Genomic DNA, 16611 nt, shown 5'->3' with positions numbered 1-16611 from the left:
CAGCGTCTAGACTGCCGCGCTCCGAATGGCAGGGAGCGGTAGTGACAAGGCGAAAGATCTTCAAGGCGATCGGGATCGGTGTGCTGATCCTGGTGCTGGGCAGCGTGCTGTCGTTGTACGGCTACGGGCGCTTTGCCGATCGTCAGCGCGGTGCGGTGAGCCATGCGCTGCCTGCCACGGCGATCGCCACGCCGATCGATCGGGTCGTCGCGCCGTTGCAGCAGGCACATGCCGGCCAGACCGGCATGGTGATCCTGCCCGACAATGTCGACGCGTTTGCGGTGCGCGCGCTCACCGCGCGTGCGGCCGGGCGCAGCCTGGATCTGCAGTACTACATCTGGCATGCGGACTTCACCGGCAACCTGCTGCACAACGAGCTGCTGCATGCGGCCGATCGCGGCGTGCGCGTGCGCCTGCTGCTGGACGACATGAACATTCACGGCAGCGATTCGGTGCTGGCGGCGCTGGACAGCCACCCGCTGATCGAGATCCGGCTGTTCAATCCCACCCGTGCGCGCGAAGGCACGCTGATGCGCGGCGTGGAGATGGTGCTGCGCATGTTCAGCATCAATCGGCGCATGCACAACAAGGCCTGGATTGCCGATGGCCGGATGGCGGTGGTGGGTGGCCGCAATGTCGGCGACGAGTATTTCGATGCGGCGCGCGACACCAACTTCATGGACATGGATGCGGCATTGATGGGGCCGGCCGTTGGCCAGGCCGAGCAGGTCTTCGATGCGTACTGGAACAGCCCCAATGCCTTGCCGCTGGACGCGCTGGTGACCGCACGGCCGCAGGCACTGGATGCATTGCGGGGCAGTCTGGATGCCGGCCTGGCATCGGCACGCGCGCATCCCTACGTGGAGCGGCTGCGCCAGTCGCCGAGCGTGCAGGCCTTGACGCAGGGCCAGCGCCAGGTGCACTGGCTGGAGCAGGCGCGCATCGTCTCCGACCCGCCGGAAAAGGCCGAGGGCGCACCACCGCAGGCGGACTGGATGACGCCAATCCTGATCGGCGAGATGGCGCGTGCGCAGCGCGAGCTGAAGGTGATCTCGCCGTACTTCGTGCCGGGCGAGGAAGGCATGCGCTGGATCGGCCAGTTGCGCCGGCGCAATGTGCGCGTCAGCGTGTTGACCAATTCGCTGGCGGCAAACGATGTGGTTGCCGTCCACAGCGGCTACGCCGATTACCGCGTGCCCTTGCTCACCCAGGGCGTGCGCCTGTACGAGCTCAAGCCGATGGGCAAGCCGGACGGCAGCCTGTTCGGGTCCAGCGGGGCCAGCCTGCACACCAAGGCTTTCGTGGTGGACGACAGCAGCGGCTTCATCGGCTCGTTCAATCTGGATCCGCGCTCGATGAACCTCAATACCGAGATGGGCCTGCTGTTCAATGATCGCGCAGTGGCCGCGCAACTGGAGCAGGTCTACAACCGCAAGATCGGTGCGCCGGTGAGTTACCGCGTGACCCTGGAGCAGGGCAAGTTGCGCTGGCACGACGATGCGGCGCAACCGCCCGAGGTGTGGTCGCAGGAGCCGGCAGCCAGCGTGTGGCGGCGTGGTGCGGCGACGGTGATGGGCTGGTTGCCGCTGGAGTCGCAGTTGTAGTTCCGCTGCGCGCGCGTGCAGTGCGCTACTGCAGCTGTGTCACGATCTCGCGCGCCATCGCGCCCAGCGGCAGGATGCGGTCGGCGCCGCCGCGTTTGATCGCTTCCTTGGGCATGCCGAATACGATGCTGGTGTGCTCGTCCTGCGCCACCGTGCGCGCGCCGGCCTGACGCATTTCCAGCAGCCCGGCGGCGCCGTCGTCGCCCATGCCGGTCATGATGATGCCCAGCGCATTGCTGCCGGCCGCACGTGCGGCCGAGCGGAACAGCACATCCACCGACGGACGATGCCGGTTGACCGGCGGGCCTTCCATCACTTCGACAAAGTATTGCGCGCCACTGCGGCGCAGCAGCAGATGCTTGCCGCCGGGCGCGATCAATGCGCGGCCCGGCATCACCCGGTCGTTGTTGGCCGCTTCCTTCACCGCGATCTGGCACAGGCCGTTGAGGCGCGCGGCGAAGGCGGCGGTGAATTTCTCCGGCATGTGCTGCACGATCACGATGCCGGGGCAGACGCGCGGCAAGGCGGTCAGCACTTCTTCCAGCGCCTGGGTGCCGCCGGTGGAGGTGCCGATGGCGACGATGCGCTCGGTGGTCTGCGCCAGCGCGCGCCCGCTTTGCGCCGGCAGGATCACATCGGCGGTGTGCTTGACCTCCGCTTCCAGCGGCGCTGCGGCAACCCGCGCGGCCAGCCGTTTGACGTTGGCACGTGCGGCGCTGCGCACCGTATTGACCAGTTCCTCGGCCGAGTCGGTGAGGAACTGCTTGAGCCCCAGCCGCGGCTTGGTCACCACGGCCACCGCACCGGCGGCCAGGGCGTCCATGGTGACGCGCGCGCCTTTTTCGGTGAGCGTCGAACAGATCACCACCGGGGTGGGGCGCTCGCTCATGATCTTGCGCAGGAAGGTGATGCCGTCCATGCGCGGCATTTCCACATCCAGCACGATCACGTCCGGCCATTGCTTGCGCATCTTCTCGATCGCCAGCAACGGGTCGGCCGCGGTGGCGATGACCTCGATGTCGGCCGCGTCGTTGAGCACGCCCACCAGCACCTGGCGCACCACCGCCGAGTCGTCGACGACCATGGCCTTGATGGGACTGGGGCTGGCGGCAGGGCGGTTGAGGGCTATCGACACGGCGGATCCTTGGCTCAGGCCTTGCGGAAAATCGAGGGTGCCACCTGGACCAGATCGATGTCGAGTTCGCTCAGGCTTTCCGAATGACCGATGCAGAAATATCCGCCCGACTTGAGGTTGGACAGCACGCGCAGGATGACCTCGCGCTTGGTCTGGCCATTGAAATAGATCATCACATTGCGCAGGAAGATCGCATCGAAGCTGCCCAGCATCGGCAGGGCCGTGTTGAGGTTGGCATGCACGAACTTGACCCGGTCGCGCAGGCGGCGCTCCACCAGCAAGGTACCGTCGTACTCGCCCTGACCACGCAGGCAATAGCGCTTGAGATACGCCTGCGGAATGCCGTCGATGCGTTGCAGGGCGTAGTGCCCGGTGCGGGCCTTGGCCAGCACGCGGGTGCTGATGTCGCTGCCGACCACTTCGAACGGCCGTCCCTGCAAGGCGTCGTCCAGCACCATCGCCATGCTGTAGGCCTCTTCCCCGCTGGAGCTGGCCGCGCTCCAGCAGCGGAACGGCAGGCCGCCGCGATGTTCGCCGGCCAGCTTGCGCAGCAGCTCGAAGTGCTTGGGCTCGCGGAAGAAGTAGGTCTCGTTGGTGGTCAGCAGATCGATCGCGGTCTGGATCTCGGCGCGGTCCTGGCGGCTTTCCAGCAACTGCAGGTACTGCGTGTAATTGCTGAACTGGTGTTCGCGCAGGCGCTTGCCCAGGCGGCCGCACAACATGGCCTTCTTGCCCGAGGAAATGCTGATGCCGGCCGCTTCGAAGATGAAGCGCTGGAAGCGGCCGAATTCCTGTTCGGTGATGGCGGTGGACGTGCTCATGTCAGGCGACATCCGCATCGCTGGGCAGTGCGTTGCCGCACAGGCGGGCGATGCGCACGGCGTGTTCGCGCCACCATTCCGACAGCATCGGCCCGGGCATCGGCGAGCCCATCAGATAGCCTTGCGCCAGGTCGCAGCCCAGCTCGCGCAGCAGGCGCCAGTCGTCCGGGGTTTCCACCCCTTCGGCCACGGCGGTGAGATCGAGCCGGTGCGCCAGTTCCAGCGTGGATTCGAGCACGGTGCGCTGGCTGCGGCTGCGATGGGCGGCATGCACGAAGCTGCGATCGAGCTTGAGTTCGGTGAAGGGAATGCTGGCCAGGCGCTGCAGCGAGGAAAACCCCGTGCCGTAGTCGTCGATGGACAGGCCGAAGCCATGCAGGCGCAGGCGCGCCAGCATGCTCAGGGCATTGGCCGGCTCGACGATGGCGCTTTCGGTGAGTTCCAGCACCAGATCGGCAGGGCTCAGGCCGTTGTCGCTCAGCTTGCCGCACAGTTGTTCGAGAAAGCCCTGCTCGCTGAGCAGGTTGGGCGACAGATTCAAGGCCAGGCTCAGCTCGAAGCCTTCTGCGCGCCAGTCCACCAGTTGCGCAACCGCCAGGTCGATCACCTGCTGGGTCAAGGCATGGATCAGGCCTTCGCGTTCGGCCAGCGGAATGAAGCGCTCCGGCCCGATCATGTCGCCTTGCGGGCGGCGCCAGCGCGCGAGTGCTTCCACACCGCGCAGGCGGCCATCCCTGAGATCGAGTTTGGGTTGGTAGGCCACGCGGATTTCGCCGCGGCGCATGGCCCGGTCCAGCCGCGATGCCGCCGCGCCACCGCTGGACATCAGCGGCGATATCGCTGGCTGTGCAAACGCAGGCGCGTTCGTGGCCAGCCCCGGTTCGCACTCCAGCACATTGGCCAGGTCCTGCAGATGCATCGGCTTTTCGATGCCGCCAAGCACGCGCACGCCGGCGCTGCGGCTGAGCTGCATCACCGCATCGATCAGGGCGCCGCCGCGCTGCGAGACCACCACCACCGGCACGCTGTACTTGCCGCGCGCCAGCGCATCGAGCAGCTGCACGCCGTCCATGCCCGGCATTTCCAGATCGATCAGCAGCAGCGATGGTGAAATCGCACTGCCCAGCCAGGCCAGCGCGGCGTGGCCGTCGACCGCGCCGTCAACCGCGACGGCGCCGAGCTGGCGGCACAGCGCCATCGCGTGTTCGCGCTGGACCACGCTGTCGTCGACGACCAACACGGGGCCGTCCAGCGCGCAGCTGCAGGAGAGAAGGGTGGGGCGCATGGGAGTCCTTGCGTGCATGCTGGACATGTCAGGCTGCCAGCTCGGCGACAGGCAGCTGGGCGAGTGCGTCGTTGCCCAGCACCGCGTCGGCGTCGAGCAGGATCACGAAGCGTTCGCCGATCCTGGCCATCGCATGGATGCATTCGCGTGCGATGCCGGCGCCAAAACTGGGCGCGCCGGCGATCGCGTCGGGCGCGATCTCCAACACTTCATTCACCGCGTCCACCAGCAGGCCGAGCACCTGATGCGTCTGGCCATGGGCGATTTCCACGATCACGATGCAACTGCGCTTGGTGATCGCGCTCGCATTGCGGCCGAAGCGTTGCTGCAGATCCACCACCGGCACCACCGCGCCGCGCAGGTTGATCACGCCGCGCAGGGCCGGCGGCATCATCGGCACGTCGGTGGGCGCGCGGTATTCGATGATTTCCTTGATGCCGAGGATGCCCAGGCCGAACATTTCCGTGCCCAGCAGAAAGGTCAGGTATTGCTGCGGTGCCGTCGATGACGGCGCAACGGTGCGTGTGGTGGTGATGGCTGCGCTGTGCGGTTGCATCGTCGTTTCCTCAGAAGCTGGCGAACTGCGATTCGTCGATCGCATCGGCGGTGGTCGCCACCGCGCTGATCTGGCGCACGTTGCTGCGACGCGGCGGTGCGCTGACCGCGGTGCTGCTGCCATGCGTTGCGATCCGGCGCGGGCCAGGCTTGCTGCTGGGCGATGCCGCCGCACGCGAGCCGTTGCCGAGCCGGAAGAAGCCCATCAACTGCTGCAGCTGTTCGGCCTGCGCGCTCATTTCCTCCGAGGTTGCGGCCAGTTCTTCGGCATTGGCCGCGGCCGATTGCGTGGTCTGGTTCAACTGGCCGACGGCGGTGTTGATCTGGCTGACGCCGGCAGTCTGTTCCTCGGAGGCGGCGGCGATTTCCTGCACCAGGTCGGAGGTGCGGCGGATCGAGGGCACCATCTCGCCGAGCACGCGGCCGGCGCTTTCGGCCAGGTCCACGCTGGAGCCGGCCACCTCGCCGATCTCCTGCGCGGCGATCTGGCTGCGCTCGGCCAGCTTGCGCACTTCCGCCGCCACCACCGCAAAGCCCTTGCCATGTTCGCCGGCACGCGCGGCCTCGATGGCGGCATTGAGCGCCAGCAGATTGGTCTGGTAGGCGATGTCGTCGATGATGCCGATCTTCTTGGCGATGTCCTTCATCGCCACCACGGTGGCGCGCACGGTGTCGCCGCCGTCGGCCGCTTCGCTGGCGGCCTTGGCGGCCATGCTGTCGGTGACGCGCGCGTTCTCGGTGTTCTGCGCGATGGAGGCGGTCATCTGTTCCAGCGAGGCGCTGGTCTCTTCCACGCCGGCAGCCTGTTCGCTGGCGGCCTGGGCCAGCGCCTGCGCGGTGGCGCTGACCTGTTCGGAGGCGCTGGCCAGGTTCTCGGCGTTGCGGTTGACCTCATCGACGATCTCGGTCAGCCGGCTCATGGTGGTGTTGACGTAGCGCTGCATGTCGGCGAACGCGCCTTCGTAGCGGCCTTCCACGGTGTGGGTGAGGTCGCCGTCGGCCATTGCGCCCATCACCTGGATCACCTCGGAAATGCTGCGCAGGTTGCCGCGCGCACGCTCCACGGTGTCGTTGATGAAGGCCTTCTTGCCCGGCAGCTGCGCCAGCGGTGCCTCGAAGTTGCCGCGGCCGAACTCGGCCACCACACCCATCGCCAGTTTCTTGACTGCGATATGCGCGCCCACCATCTGGTTGATGCCGGTAGCCATGCTGCGGAAATCGCCGTCGAAGCGACTGCTGTCGATCACCACGTCGATGTCGCCGGCCTCGTGCTCGGCCGACATGTGGTTGATCTCGGCGATCAGGCCGGTGAGGTTGCCGCGCACCTGTTCCAGGGTTTCGTTGATGAAGCGCTTCTTGCCCGGCAGCAACGGCAGCTGCGCGGTGAAGTTGCCGCGGCCGAATTCGGCCACGCAGGCGATGGCCTGCTTCTTGACCGCGATGTGGCTGGCCACCATCGCATTGATGCCTTCGGCCATGCGGCGGAAATCGCCGCTGAAACGCTGGCTGTCGATGACCACGTCGATATCGCCGGCATCGTGCTCGGCCGCCATGCGGTTGACCTCGGCGACCATGCCGGTGAGGTTGCCGCGGATCTGCTCAACGATCTCGTTGATGAAGGCCTTCTTGCCCGGCAGGCGTTCCAGCTCGGCGGAGAAGTTGCCGCGGCCGAACTCGGCCACGCACGCCATGGCCTGCTTCTTGACCGCGATGTGGCTGGCGACCATGCGGTTGATGCCTTCGCCCATGGTGCGGAAGTCGCCGTCGAAACGCGCCACGTCGATGCGGACATCGATCTCGCCGGCATCGTGTTCCTGCGAAACGCGATTGATCTCCTCGTTGACGTGGGCGATGTGGCCTTGCACCTTGCGCAGCGCACGCAGCACCTCGCAGGCCTGCTCATCGCGCAACTGCGGCAGGGCGACAGCGAAGTTGCCGCGCGCAAAGGCATCCAGCGTGGTGGTGGCAAGCTGCAGCGAGCCGGTCGCGCTGCGGATCGCATGGAGCAGCAGCGCACCGCTGACGAGTGCGGCCAGGACGCTGGCGGCGAGCAGTGCGCCGTGCGACAGCGTCAGCGCAAAGCCGGCGACCACCACCACGACGGGCAAGGCGAGGGCGAGGGCGGCGGTGAACCACAACTGCGTGGCGATCGGGAGACGGTGTGACATGGCGGCAGCTTCCTGGGCTCAGGGAACAACGAATGACGCGGTGATGTGGGGAGTGCTGGTGTGGTGACTCAGGCCGCCAGGGCGTCCTGGTTTGGATGCAATTGCTGCAGCAGGCTGGGCACATCGAGAATCAGCGCGACATCGCCGCTGCCCAGGATGCTCGAGCCACTGATGCCCTTGACCTGCGCGAAGACCTTGGACAACGGCTTGATCACGGTCTGCCATTCGCCCAGCAAGGTGTCCACGACCAGGCCGAAGCGCTGGGCGCCCTGGCGGATCACCACGATGCTTTCGCGCGCCGGCGTCCTGCCGCCAAGCGCGAACAGCTCGCGCAGGCGCACATACGGCAGCACGCTGCCACGCAGGTCGATGTAGTCGCTGGCGTAGTCGGGGGTGAATTCCACGCATTCCTCCACCACGTCCAGCGGCACCACGAACACCGACTTGCCGACGCCGACCTGGAAGCCGTTGATGATGGCCAGCGTCAGCGGCAGCCGCACCGAGATGGTGGTGCCTACGCCGGCGCTGCTGTCGATCTCCACGGTGCCGCGCAGCGCGGTGATGTTGCGCTTGACCACGTCCATGCCGACGCCGCGCCCGGACAGGTTGGTGACCTTTTCGGCGGTGGAGAACCCCGGCTCGAAGATCATCGCGAACACCTCGCGGTCGCTGAGCTGGCGGCCCGGCTCGATCAGGCCGCGTTCCAGTGCCTTGGCGAGGATGCGGTCGCGGTTCAGGCCGCCGCCGTCGTCGGTGATCTGGATGACGATGCTGCCGGAGTCGTGATACGCGTTGAGGCCAACGGTGCCGCGTGCGGGCTTGCCGCGCGCCACGCGCACGTCCGCCGGTTCGATGCCGTGGTCCATGGCATTGCGCACCAGATGGGTGAGCGGGTCGCCGATCTTTTCCACCACCGACTTGTCCAGCTCGGTGTCCTCACCGGCCACCACCAGCGCGATGTCCTTGCCGAGTTCGCGCGCCACATCGTGCACCACGCGCTGGAAGCGGCTGAAGGTGCCGCCGATCTTGACCATGCGCAGTTGCAGGGCGCTTTCGCGCACCTCTTCCACCAGGCCGGCCAGGATCGAGGCCGATTCCAGCAACTGCGCGTCGCCGGTGCGCTGTGCGTTGGCATTGGTGCCGGCCACCGCGATGATGAGTTCGCCAACCAGATCGATCATGCGATCGAGCTTGTCGGCATCGACGCGGATCGAGCGCGCGTCGGTGTTGCGTGCGCCGGTGTCCTGCGGCGCGCGTGCCGGCGCTGCGGCCGGCACGGCAGCCAGCGCGCCGACGACCGGCGCGGCAGCCACGACCGGCTCGCTTGCAGGCACGGCGCTGGCGTCCATCGGTGCCGGCACCGAGAGGATCTCCAGGTCGCAGTCTTCGCGCACGAACTCGAACACGTCCTCGATCGCGGCACGGTCGGCATCGCTGCGCAGCAGGATCTGGAAGCCCAGGTAATTGGCTTCCGGATCGAGCGCTTCGAAGCTCGGCAGCTGGCTGACATCGGTGCTGATCGACTCGACCGAGCCCAGCCCGCGCAGGTTGCGGATCAGCTTGAGCGGCGAGTTGCCGTAACGCAGCGCGTCGGCGAACAGTTTCAGCGTGATACGCCAGTAACCGCTCTGTTTTTCCGGGGTGCTGTGCTGGAGGGCGGAGGCGGTGACACCGCATGCGCTGGCCTGCAGGTAGGTCTGCAGTTGTGCCAGCAGCGGTTCGGCCTCTGCCGCCAGTGCGTCGGCATCGGCGTGAGCGGGGTCGGCGGCGGTTTCCACCAGTGCATGGATGTGGTCGCAGCACACCAGCAGCAGCGCGATCAGTTCCGAGCTCAGCGTCAGCGCATCGTCGCGCACCAGGTCCAGCACGCTTTCCACGACATGGGTGAAGCCAACCAGCTGCGGCAGATCGAACAGGCCGCCCGAGCCCTTGATGGTGTGCGCCGCACGGAAGATCGCGTTGACCGCATCCGGCGAGGACTCGCCACGCTCGGCTTCGAGCAGGTGACGTTCCATGTCTTCGAGCAGGTCCCGGCTCTCGGCCAGGAAGGTCTGCATCAGCTGGTTCATATCCATACGCGTTGCCGGTCCGTTAGTGAATGCGTTCGCCGATACCCGCAACCGCGTGCGGGTACAGCGCTTCGAGCAGGCCGAGCAGTTCGATCACATCGACCACCGCGCGGCTGGAATCGGTCAGCGAAAATGGCCGGCCGTCGGCCTGGATCGCCTGCTTGGTCGCCAGCAGCAACTGCAGGCCGGTGGTGTCGATCTCGCTGACCGCGCCCAGGTCCAGGTGCAATCCGCCCGGATGCAGCAAGGCCGGCTGCAGCAGCGGCTTGAGTTCGGCAGCGCGACGGATGGTCATCTCGCCTTCCAGGGCGAGCGTCAGCGGCGCGGGTAGATCGGACAGTGGCGTGTTCATTGATGCCTCAAGCGATGCGATGGCGCACGGATGCGTGCCATGACGCGGAAGAAGGTCGCTCCGGCGTGGCTTGCGTGGGCAGCTCTGCACACGCGGACATGCCGGTCCATGCAGGTATCGGCGCGTGACAGGAATATTTAGGCCAAATTCAGTGCAGTGACGGATTTGAGAAATCCATCACTGCCTGGGCATTAATTGCTCAGCTTTGTCGCAAGCAGGCTCAGGAAACCAATGTCCTGGACAGTCCTGCAGGACAGATAGCCGCCTTTCAGCTGACTTCTTTAATGCGTGCGGGATGGATCTGTGCACGGCCATTGCCGCGAAAACGCATGAAACAGGCGGCATGCGTCACGCCCGGCATCGCGTGTAGCGAAGGGCGTTAGTGGAAATGCCGCATTGGACCGGATTGACCTCGCGCCGCGATCGCAACGCGCCCGACGCCTGCTCGCGTCCTGCACGGTCGAGAGCGCTGCACAAAGCAGGCGCAACCGACCGGGCAGCGCGCTTATCTCGGCGCCAGCATCGTCAGCAGCCCACGCGCGGCGTTGAAGCGGTCCGGGCCCTCCGGCAGCGGCAGCTTGATGCGCAGTTTGTCCGGGCCGTCCATGGTGTAGATCTTGGGCTGCTTCTGGATCATCTGGATCACCGCGACCGGGTCGATCACCGGTTTTGCCTCGAAGACCAGCCGGCCGCCGTTCTCGCCCAGGTCCAGCTTGCGCACACCCAGCGCATTGGCCTGCAGCTTGAGCTCGGCAATCGCGAACAGGTGCTTGACCGGGTCCGGCAGCAGGCCGAAGCGGTCGATCATCTCCACCTGCAATTCGCGCAGCGCATCGGCATCGCGTGCGCTGGAGATGCGCTTGTACAGCGTCAGGCGCGTGTGCACGTCGGGCAGGTAATCCTCGGGAATCAGCGCGGCCACATGCAGCTCGACCTCGGCACCGCGGACCTCCTCGCCGGCATCCAGATCCGGCAGCTTGCCCTGGCGGATGCTGCGCACCGCGCGTTCCAGCAGCTCGGTATACAGACTGAAACCGACCTCGGCCATCTGCCCGCTCTGGTCTTCGCCCAGTAGCTCGCCGGCACCGCGGATCTCCAGGTCGTGGGTGGCCAGGGTGAAGCCGGCACCGAGCTCGTCCATGGAGGCGATCGCCTCCAGGCGCTTCTCCGCATCGGAGGTCATCGAGCGACGATCCGGCACCACCAGGTACGCGTAGGCGCGGTGATGCGAGCGGCCGACGCGGCCGCGCAGCTGGTGTAGCTGGGCCAGGCCGAAACGGTCGGCGCGGTTGATGATGATGGTGTTGGCATTGGGGATGTCGATACCCGACTCGATGATCGTGGTCGACAGCAGCACATTGAAGCGCTGCTTCTGGAAGTCCAGCATCACCCGCTCCAGCTCGCGCTCGGGCATCTGCCCATGCGCGATACCGATGCGCGCTTCCGGCACCAGTTCGGACAGCTCGCGCTGCATGCGCACGATGCTTTCCACATCGTTATGCAGGAAGTACAGCTGCCCGCCGCGACTGAGCTCGCGCTGGAAGGCCTCGCGCAGCAGCGCGTTGTCCCAGGCAGTGATGAAGGTCTGCACCGCCAGCCGGTTCGGCGGTGGGGTGGCGATGATCGACAGGTCGCGCAGCCCGGCCATGGCCATGTTGAGCGTGCGCGGGATGGGGGTCGCGGTGAGCGTGAGCAGATGCACGTTGGCGCGCATTGCCTTGAGCGCTTCCTTCTGCCGCACGCCAAAGCGCTGCTCTTCGTCGACCACGACCAGGCCCAGGTCCTTGAACTTGACGTCCGGCTGCAGCAGCCGGTGCGTGCCGATGATCACGTCGATCTCGCCGCTGGCGACCTTCTCCAGCTCGGCCTTGATCTCCTTGGTGCTCTTGAAGCGCGACAGCACTTCCACCTTCATCGGGTAATCGGCGAAGCGGTCGCGGAAGTTGCGGTAATGCTGCTCGGCCAGCAGTGTGGTCGGCACCAGCACGGCAACCTGCTTGCCGGCGCTGGCGGCGGCAAATGCGGCGCGCACGGCCACCTCGGTCTTGCCGAAGCCGACATCGCCGCAGACCACGCGGTCCATCGGCTGGCTGCTGCCCAGATCGCGCAGCGTCGCATCGATGGCCGCCAGCTGGTCGGCGGTCTCCTCGAACGGAAAGCCGGCCGCGAACGGTTCGTACATCGCCCGGTCCACCTGCAGCGCCAGACCGGCACGCGCACGTCGGCGGGCCTGGATTTCCAGCAGTTCGGCCGCCACGTCGCGGACCTTTTCGGCCGCCTTGCGCTTGGCCTTGGTCCATTGCTCGCCGCCCAGCGAATGCAGCGGCGCGGTCTCGGCCGAGGCGCCGGAATAGCGGCTGATCAGATGCAACTGCGCCACCGGCACATACAGCCGGTCGCCCTTGGCGTATTCGATTTCCAGGAACTCGCCGGGCATGCCGCCGGCGTCGAGCACGATCAGGCCGCGGTAGCGGCCCACACCGTGGTCCTCGTGCACGATCGGCGCGCCTTCGGACAGCTCGCCCAGGTCGCGGATGATCGCTTCCGGCTCGCGTCCGACCCGGCGGCTGCGGCGCGGCTGGTTGGCGCGCTCGGGAAACAGCTGGCGCTCGGTCAGCACCGCAATCTGCGGGGCGTCCAGCGCAAAGCCGTCTTCCAGCGGCGCTACGGTGATGCCGAAGCGCAGCTTGGGCGCCGCCAGGAAGGCGGGCAGGTCGGCGACGACCTCCGGCTTCAATTGCGCGGCGGCCAGCACTTCCATCAAGGCTTCGCGCCGGCCGGCGGTATCGGCGGCCACCAGCACGCGGCCGGGGTAATGCCCCAGGAACGAGGCCAGCGCCTGACCAGCCGGGGCGTCTTTTGCCGCCACCGGCAGCGGCGGCAACGGCTGGTCGCCCAGGGCGGCGGCCTCGTCGATGCGCGGATGGTCGCTGGCCCAGACTTCGATGCGCGCCAGCTTGTTGAGCCGCTCGCGCAGTGCGTCCGGCGACTGATACAACTCGTCCGGCGTCAGCAGCGGGCGCTCCACATCGTGGCGGCGTTGCTCGTAGCGGTCCTGCGCCTGCGCCCAGAACGTGTCGGCCGCATTGGAGACGCCGGTGGCGACCAGCGGCAACACGCGCTTGTCCAGATAATCGAACAAGGTGGCGGTCTTGCTGAAGAACATCGGCAGGTAATACTCCACCCCCGACGGCGCCAGCCCCGACTTCAGATCCTGATACAGCGCGCTGCGCCGGGTATCCACGTCGAAACGCTCGCGCAGGCAGGCCAGCACACGTTCGACGCTGGCATCGTCCATCGGCACTTCGCGGCCAGGCAGCAGCTTGACGGCCTCGACCTTGTCCAGCGAGCGCTGCGATTCCGGGTCGAAGGCGCGGATCGAGTCGATATCCTCGTCCAGCAACTCGATCCGCAATGGCGTGGCTTCGCCCATCGGGAACACGTCGAGCAGGCCGCCGCGCACCGCGAAATCGCCCGGGTCCATCACCTGCGGCACGTTGCGGTAGCCGGCGCTTTCCAGACGGCGTTTTTCTGCATCCAGATCCAGCCGCTGGCCGACCTTGAGATCGAAACTACCGCCGACGATGTAGCTCAGCGGTGCCAACTGCTGCATCAGCGTCTGCACCGGCACGATCACCACGCCACGGGTCAGTGCGGGCAACCGATGCAGCGCGGCCAGGCGTTGGCTGATGATCTCCGGGTGCGGGCTGAACTGGTCGTAGGGCAGGGTTTCCCAATCGGGAAACGGCACCACCGGCAGCGTCGCATGCTCGCCGAGCAAGGCATGCAGATCCGCCTCGATCTGATGCGCGCTCTGGTTGTCGCGGGCAATCACCAGCAGCGGGCCGGCATGCACCTCGGCGGCGCGTGCGATCGACCAGGCCAGCGCAGTCGGCGAAGACGGAGCGCGCCAATAGGCGCGGAGCTGGCCGGACTTGGGCAGCGGCGGAGAGGGGAAGGTGGTTGGCGACGGCATCAGCCCGCAATTTTACCAGAGCCCCCACCGCGGCCGGTCCATCCGGCGTGAAAGCCGGCGTCGGGCCACTGCGCCGCGTTGGTCGGATGTGCGGCGCTCTCGCCATCTACATACCGACCAGCTCGACTGGTCCTTGCCCGCTCACCGTCGCGGGACCTTACGCGGCATGATGCCGCGTAAGAGCCTACAAGGACGTACTTGCGGCGTGTCCTGCGAGGGTGGGCGGGCAAGGGCCCCGCAGCCAAGCGACAGATCAACAATCAAAGCTGGGTGAGTCGAGGGCGCGGCGTCCTCACCGCTCGCGGGACACGCCGTGAATCCGTCCGTGGAGGCTCGGTGGCGGCATCCATGCCGCCACACGGTCCCGCAATCGGCGAGGACACCGCCCCAGACAGGTAGTCGGTTGTTTAAAAAGCTGGTCCGCTGCTGACACCGTGCTGCTCGCACTATGCGGACCGACCATCCCAACAGGTCCTTGCCTGCTTACCGTCGCGGGACCTTACGCGGCATGGATGCCCCGCGTAAGAGCCTACAGGGACGTACTTGCGGCGTGTCCTGCGATGGTGGGCGGGTAAGGGCCCTGCAGCCAAGCGACAGATCAACAATCAAAGCCAGGTGAGTCGAGGGTGCGGCGTCCTCACCGCTCGCGGGACACGCCGTGAATCCATCCGTGGAGGCTCGGTGGCGGCATCCATGCCGCCACACGGTCCCGCAATCGGCGAGGACACCGCCCCAGACAGTTGCCGGTTGTTTTGTTGAAAACCATACACACCGACCATCCCGACAGGTCCTTGTCCGCCCACCGTCGCGGGACCTTACGCGGCATGGATGCCGCGTAAGAGCCTACACGGACGTACTTGCGGCGTGTCCTGCGAGGGTGGGCGGGCAAGGGCCCTGCAGCCAAGCGGCAGATCAACCGCCCCAGGCCGCTTCACGAATCCCCAATCCCGAATCCCGAATCCCAGCCCCTCAGGCATCCAGCTCCAGCACCATCCGCACCAGCTCCGGCGAGTCCGGATGCGGCTGCGGCTTGAAGCCCAGCGACTCTGCCAGCTGCAGCATCGGCACATTGCTTTGCAGCACGTCGCCGAATAGGCAATCCAGGTATTTGCGCCGTGCCCACTTGACCAGCTTGCGCATCAGCTGCCGTCCCAGCCCCTGGCCGGCGACGAAGCTGCTGACCAGGATGGTGTACTCGGCCTGGCGGGTGCCCGGCACCAGTGCCGCACGCGCCACCGCGCCCACCAGCGCCTCGCCCGGCGGCAGCTGTTCGGCGGCCACCAGTACGATCTCGCTCTTGGGATTGGGATGGGTCAGGCGCTGCACCATCTCCGGGGTGATTTCGGCAGAGGAACGCACGAAGCGCGCGCGGATTTCCTCCGGTCCCAACAGGCTGAAAGCGCCCTGCAGCGGCGGACCGTCCTCGGGACGGATCGGGCGGAGCAGGAGCGTGCGGCCATTGGGCAGGCTGAAGTTTTCATGCCAGGGAGGCATGCGATTGCGAATGGCCATGACCGGTGTTCCTTAAAGATCGGAAGATTCTGGCACCAGCCCAGCGCACAACCGTGAATGAATCCGGTGCGCCGCTGGGGGCCGTCAGGGGGTGGCAGTGCTTCCCTCATCACTGTACCGAGCGATACCGTGATCCAGTCGTGAGTATGCAGCCGCGTTCGCCAGCGCGAGCAGGCGCTGGCATCGCCGACTCAGGCGTCCTGGCGCAGCCACTCCAGCCGGGTCGACGCGCCGGCCTCGCCCAGGTGCTGCTTCAGCACCGGCAGCGCGGGCGCCAGCACCTGGTCGAACTGCCACGGCGCATTGACGACCAGCAGCCCGCTGCCGGTCAGGCGCAGCGGCGAGTCGTCCGGGCGCACCTGCAGCTCGGCCACCAGCACCGACTTGGCCGGTAACGTCGCCGCCTTGCGCATGAACGGCTGCAGGCTGCGGCGCAGCTTGATCGGATACCACACCATGCAGATCGCCTGCGGCCAGCGCGCCAGCGTCTCGCGCACGCTGTGGATGACCTGCGGGTACTCGGCTTCCTGCGCCTCGTAGGGCGGGTCGATCAGCACCAGCCCGCGGCCGATCTTGGTCTCGCCCGCACGCGGCGGCACGAAGGCGCGAATCGCCTCGTAGCCATCGCCGGCATGCACGCGCACGCGGCTGTCCCTGGCGAACAGGCGCTTGAGCGCCTCGGCCTCTTCCGGCTGCAACTCGCAGAACGCCATGCGGTCCTGTTCGCGCAGCGCCTGCGCCGCCAGCAACGGCGAGCCGGGGTAATGGTTGATCTGGATGCCGGCAGTGGGGCGCGCCGGCTTCTGGCCGGGCGTGGCCGGGCGGGCGACGGTGTGGTTGTCGGCCTGCACCGCGCGCAGATAGCGTTCGACCACCTCGGGCAGGGTCGACTCGGCCATCAGCCGCATCACCCCGGCATCGGCCTCGTTGGTCTTGCGGCTTTCCTCGCCGCCGAGCTGGTAGCGCCCGCGTCCGGCGTGGGTGTCGAGCACGAAGAACGGCGTGTCCTTGCGCTTGAGGGTGTCGATCAGCGCCAGCAAGGCGATGTGCTTGAGCACGTCGGCATGGTTGCCGGCATGGAAGGCGTGGCGATAGTTCATCGCGGCAGTGTACGGGCCGCGCCAGCATGCGGCT

11 protein-coding genes are annotated in these 16611 nt (G+C 66.9%); 1 reads left to right on the top strand and 10 read right to left on the bottom strand.

The genetic code is table 11. From position 1 onward, the window contains the following. Positions 1-41: 41 nt before the first annotated feature. On the top strand, positions 42-1604 hold the full coding sequence (locus ABQY74_RS13715) for a phospholipase D family protein (RefSeq protein WP_349791861.1): 1563 nt from the start codon (positions 42-44) through the stop codon (positions 1602-1604). A gap of 25 nt (positions 1605-1629) precedes the next feature. Here ABQY74_RS13715 and ABQY74_RS13710 read toward each other — a convergent pair whose 3' ends face one another. The 10 genes from ABQY74_RS13710 to ABQY74_RS13665 form a co-directional block, all read right to left on the bottom strand. Then, entirely contained in the window at positions 1630-2757 is a 1128-nt protein-coding gene (locus ABQY74_RS13710; protein WP_026064711.1) for a chemotaxis response regulator protein-glutamate methylesterase, read from the bottom strand. Beyond that, the gene (locus tag ABQY74_RS13705; protein ID WP_024939356.1) at positions 2754-3560 is read right to left on the bottom strand and encodes a protein-glutamate O-methyltransferase CheR; all 807 of its coding nucleotides are present in this window, start codon (positions 3558-3560) and stop codon (positions 2754-2756) included. Before ABQY74_RS13705 ends, ABQY74_RS13710 begins: the two co-directional genes overlap by 4 nt. 1 nt (position 3561) lies before the next feature. Beyond that, positions 3562-4845 (bottom strand): EAL domain-containing protein, encoded by a 1284-nt coding sequence (locus ABQY74_RS13700; RefSeq protein ID WP_039519918.1) that lies wholly within the window; start codon positions 4843-4845, stop codon positions 3562-3564. 28 nt (positions 4846-4873) lie between these two features. Then, positions 4874-5401, bottom strand: a complete 528-nt coding sequence (locus ABQY74_RS13695; RefSeq protein WP_047124811.1) for a chemotaxis protein CheW — start codon at positions 5399-5401, stop codon at positions 4874-4876. A gap of 10 nt (positions 5402-5411) precedes the next feature. Then, complete coding sequence (locus ABQY74_RS13690; protein ID WP_104553975.1) at positions 5412-7568, bottom strand: methyl-accepting chemotaxis protein; 2157 nt, start codon at positions 7566-7568, stop codon at positions 5412-5414. Between the two features lie 68 nt (positions 7569-7636). Continuing rightward, complete coding sequence (locus ABQY74_RS13685) at positions 7637-9643, bottom strand: chemotaxis protein CheA (RefSeq protein ID WP_104553976.1); 2007 nt, start codon at positions 9641-9643, stop codon at positions 7637-7639. A 16-nt stretch (positions 9644-9659) separates the two neighbouring features. Beyond that, positions 9660-9989: a lipid asymmetry maintenance protein MlaB gene (locus ABQY74_RS13680; protein WP_016905011.1), complete on the bottom strand. Its 330-nt coding sequence runs from the start codon at positions 9987-9989 to the stop codon at positions 9660-9662. A 505-nt stretch (positions 9990-10494) separates the two neighbouring features. Beyond that, entirely contained in the window at positions 10495-13965 is a 3471-nt protein-coding gene (gene mfd / locus ABQY74_RS13675) for a transcription-repair coupling factor (protein WP_349791858.1), read from the bottom strand. A 969-nt stretch (positions 13966-14934) separates the two neighbouring features. Next, positions 14935-15477, bottom strand: coding sequence for a GNAT family N-acetyltransferase (locus ABQY74_RS13670; RefSeq protein ID WP_024939889.1), 543 nt, complete (start codon positions 15475-15477; stop codon positions 14935-14937). A gap of 191 nt (positions 15478-15668) precedes the next feature. Then, on the bottom strand, positions 15669-16577 hold the full coding sequence (locus ABQY74_RS13665) for a 23S rRNA (adenine(2030)-N(6))-methyltransferase RlmJ (protein ID WP_349792260.1): 909 nt from the start codon (positions 16575-16577) through the stop codon (positions 15669-15671). Between the last annotated feature and the right edge of the window lie 34 nt (positions 16578-16611).

The organism is Xanthomonas sp. WHRI 7064 (assembly GCF_040202355.2).
In the GTDB taxonomy this organism is placed as follows: Bacteria; Pseudomonadota; Gammaproteobacteria; order Xanthomonadales; family Xanthomonadaceae; genus Xanthomonas; species Xanthomonas arboricola.
This window is presented reverse-complemented; position numbering and strand designations above follow the sequence as displayed.

Coding starts and splice junctions, on each gene's coding strand:
- ABQY74_RS13665 (WP_349792260.1), bottom strand. CDS start 16,577: ATGAACTATCGCCACGCCTTCCATGCCGGCAACCATGCCGACGTGCTC.
- ABQY74_RS13690 (WP_104553975.1), bottom strand. CDS start 7,568: ATGTCACACCGTCTCCCGATCGCCACGCAGTTGTGGTTCACCGCCGCC.
- ABQY74_RS13695 (WP_047124811.1), bottom strand. CDS start 5,401: ATGCAACCGCACAGCGCAGCCATCACCACCACACGCACCGTTGCGCCG.
- ABQY74_RS13670 (WP_024939889.1), bottom strand. CDS start 15,477: ATGGCCATTCGCAATCGCATGCCTCCCTGGCATGAAAACTTCAGCCTG.
- ABQY74_RS13685 (WP_104553976.1), bottom strand. CDS start 9,643: ATGGATATGAACCAGCTGATGCAGACCTTCCTGGCCGAGAGCCGGGAC.
- ABQY74_RS13680 (WP_016905011.1), bottom strand. CDS start 9,989: ATGAACACGCCACTGTCCGATCTACCCGCGCCGCTGACGCTCGCCCTG.
- mfd (WP_349791858.1), bottom strand. CDS start 13,965: ATGCCGTCGCCAACCACCTTCCCCTCTCCGCCGCTGCCCAAGTCCGGC.
- ABQY74_RS13700 (WP_039519918.1), bottom strand. CDS start 4,845: ATGCGCCCCACCCTTCTCTCCTGCAGCTGCGCGCTGGACGGCCCCGTG.
- ABQY74_RS13705 (WP_024939356.1), bottom strand. CDS start 3,560: ATGAGCACGTCCACCGCCATCACCGAACAGGAATTCGGCCGCTTCCAG.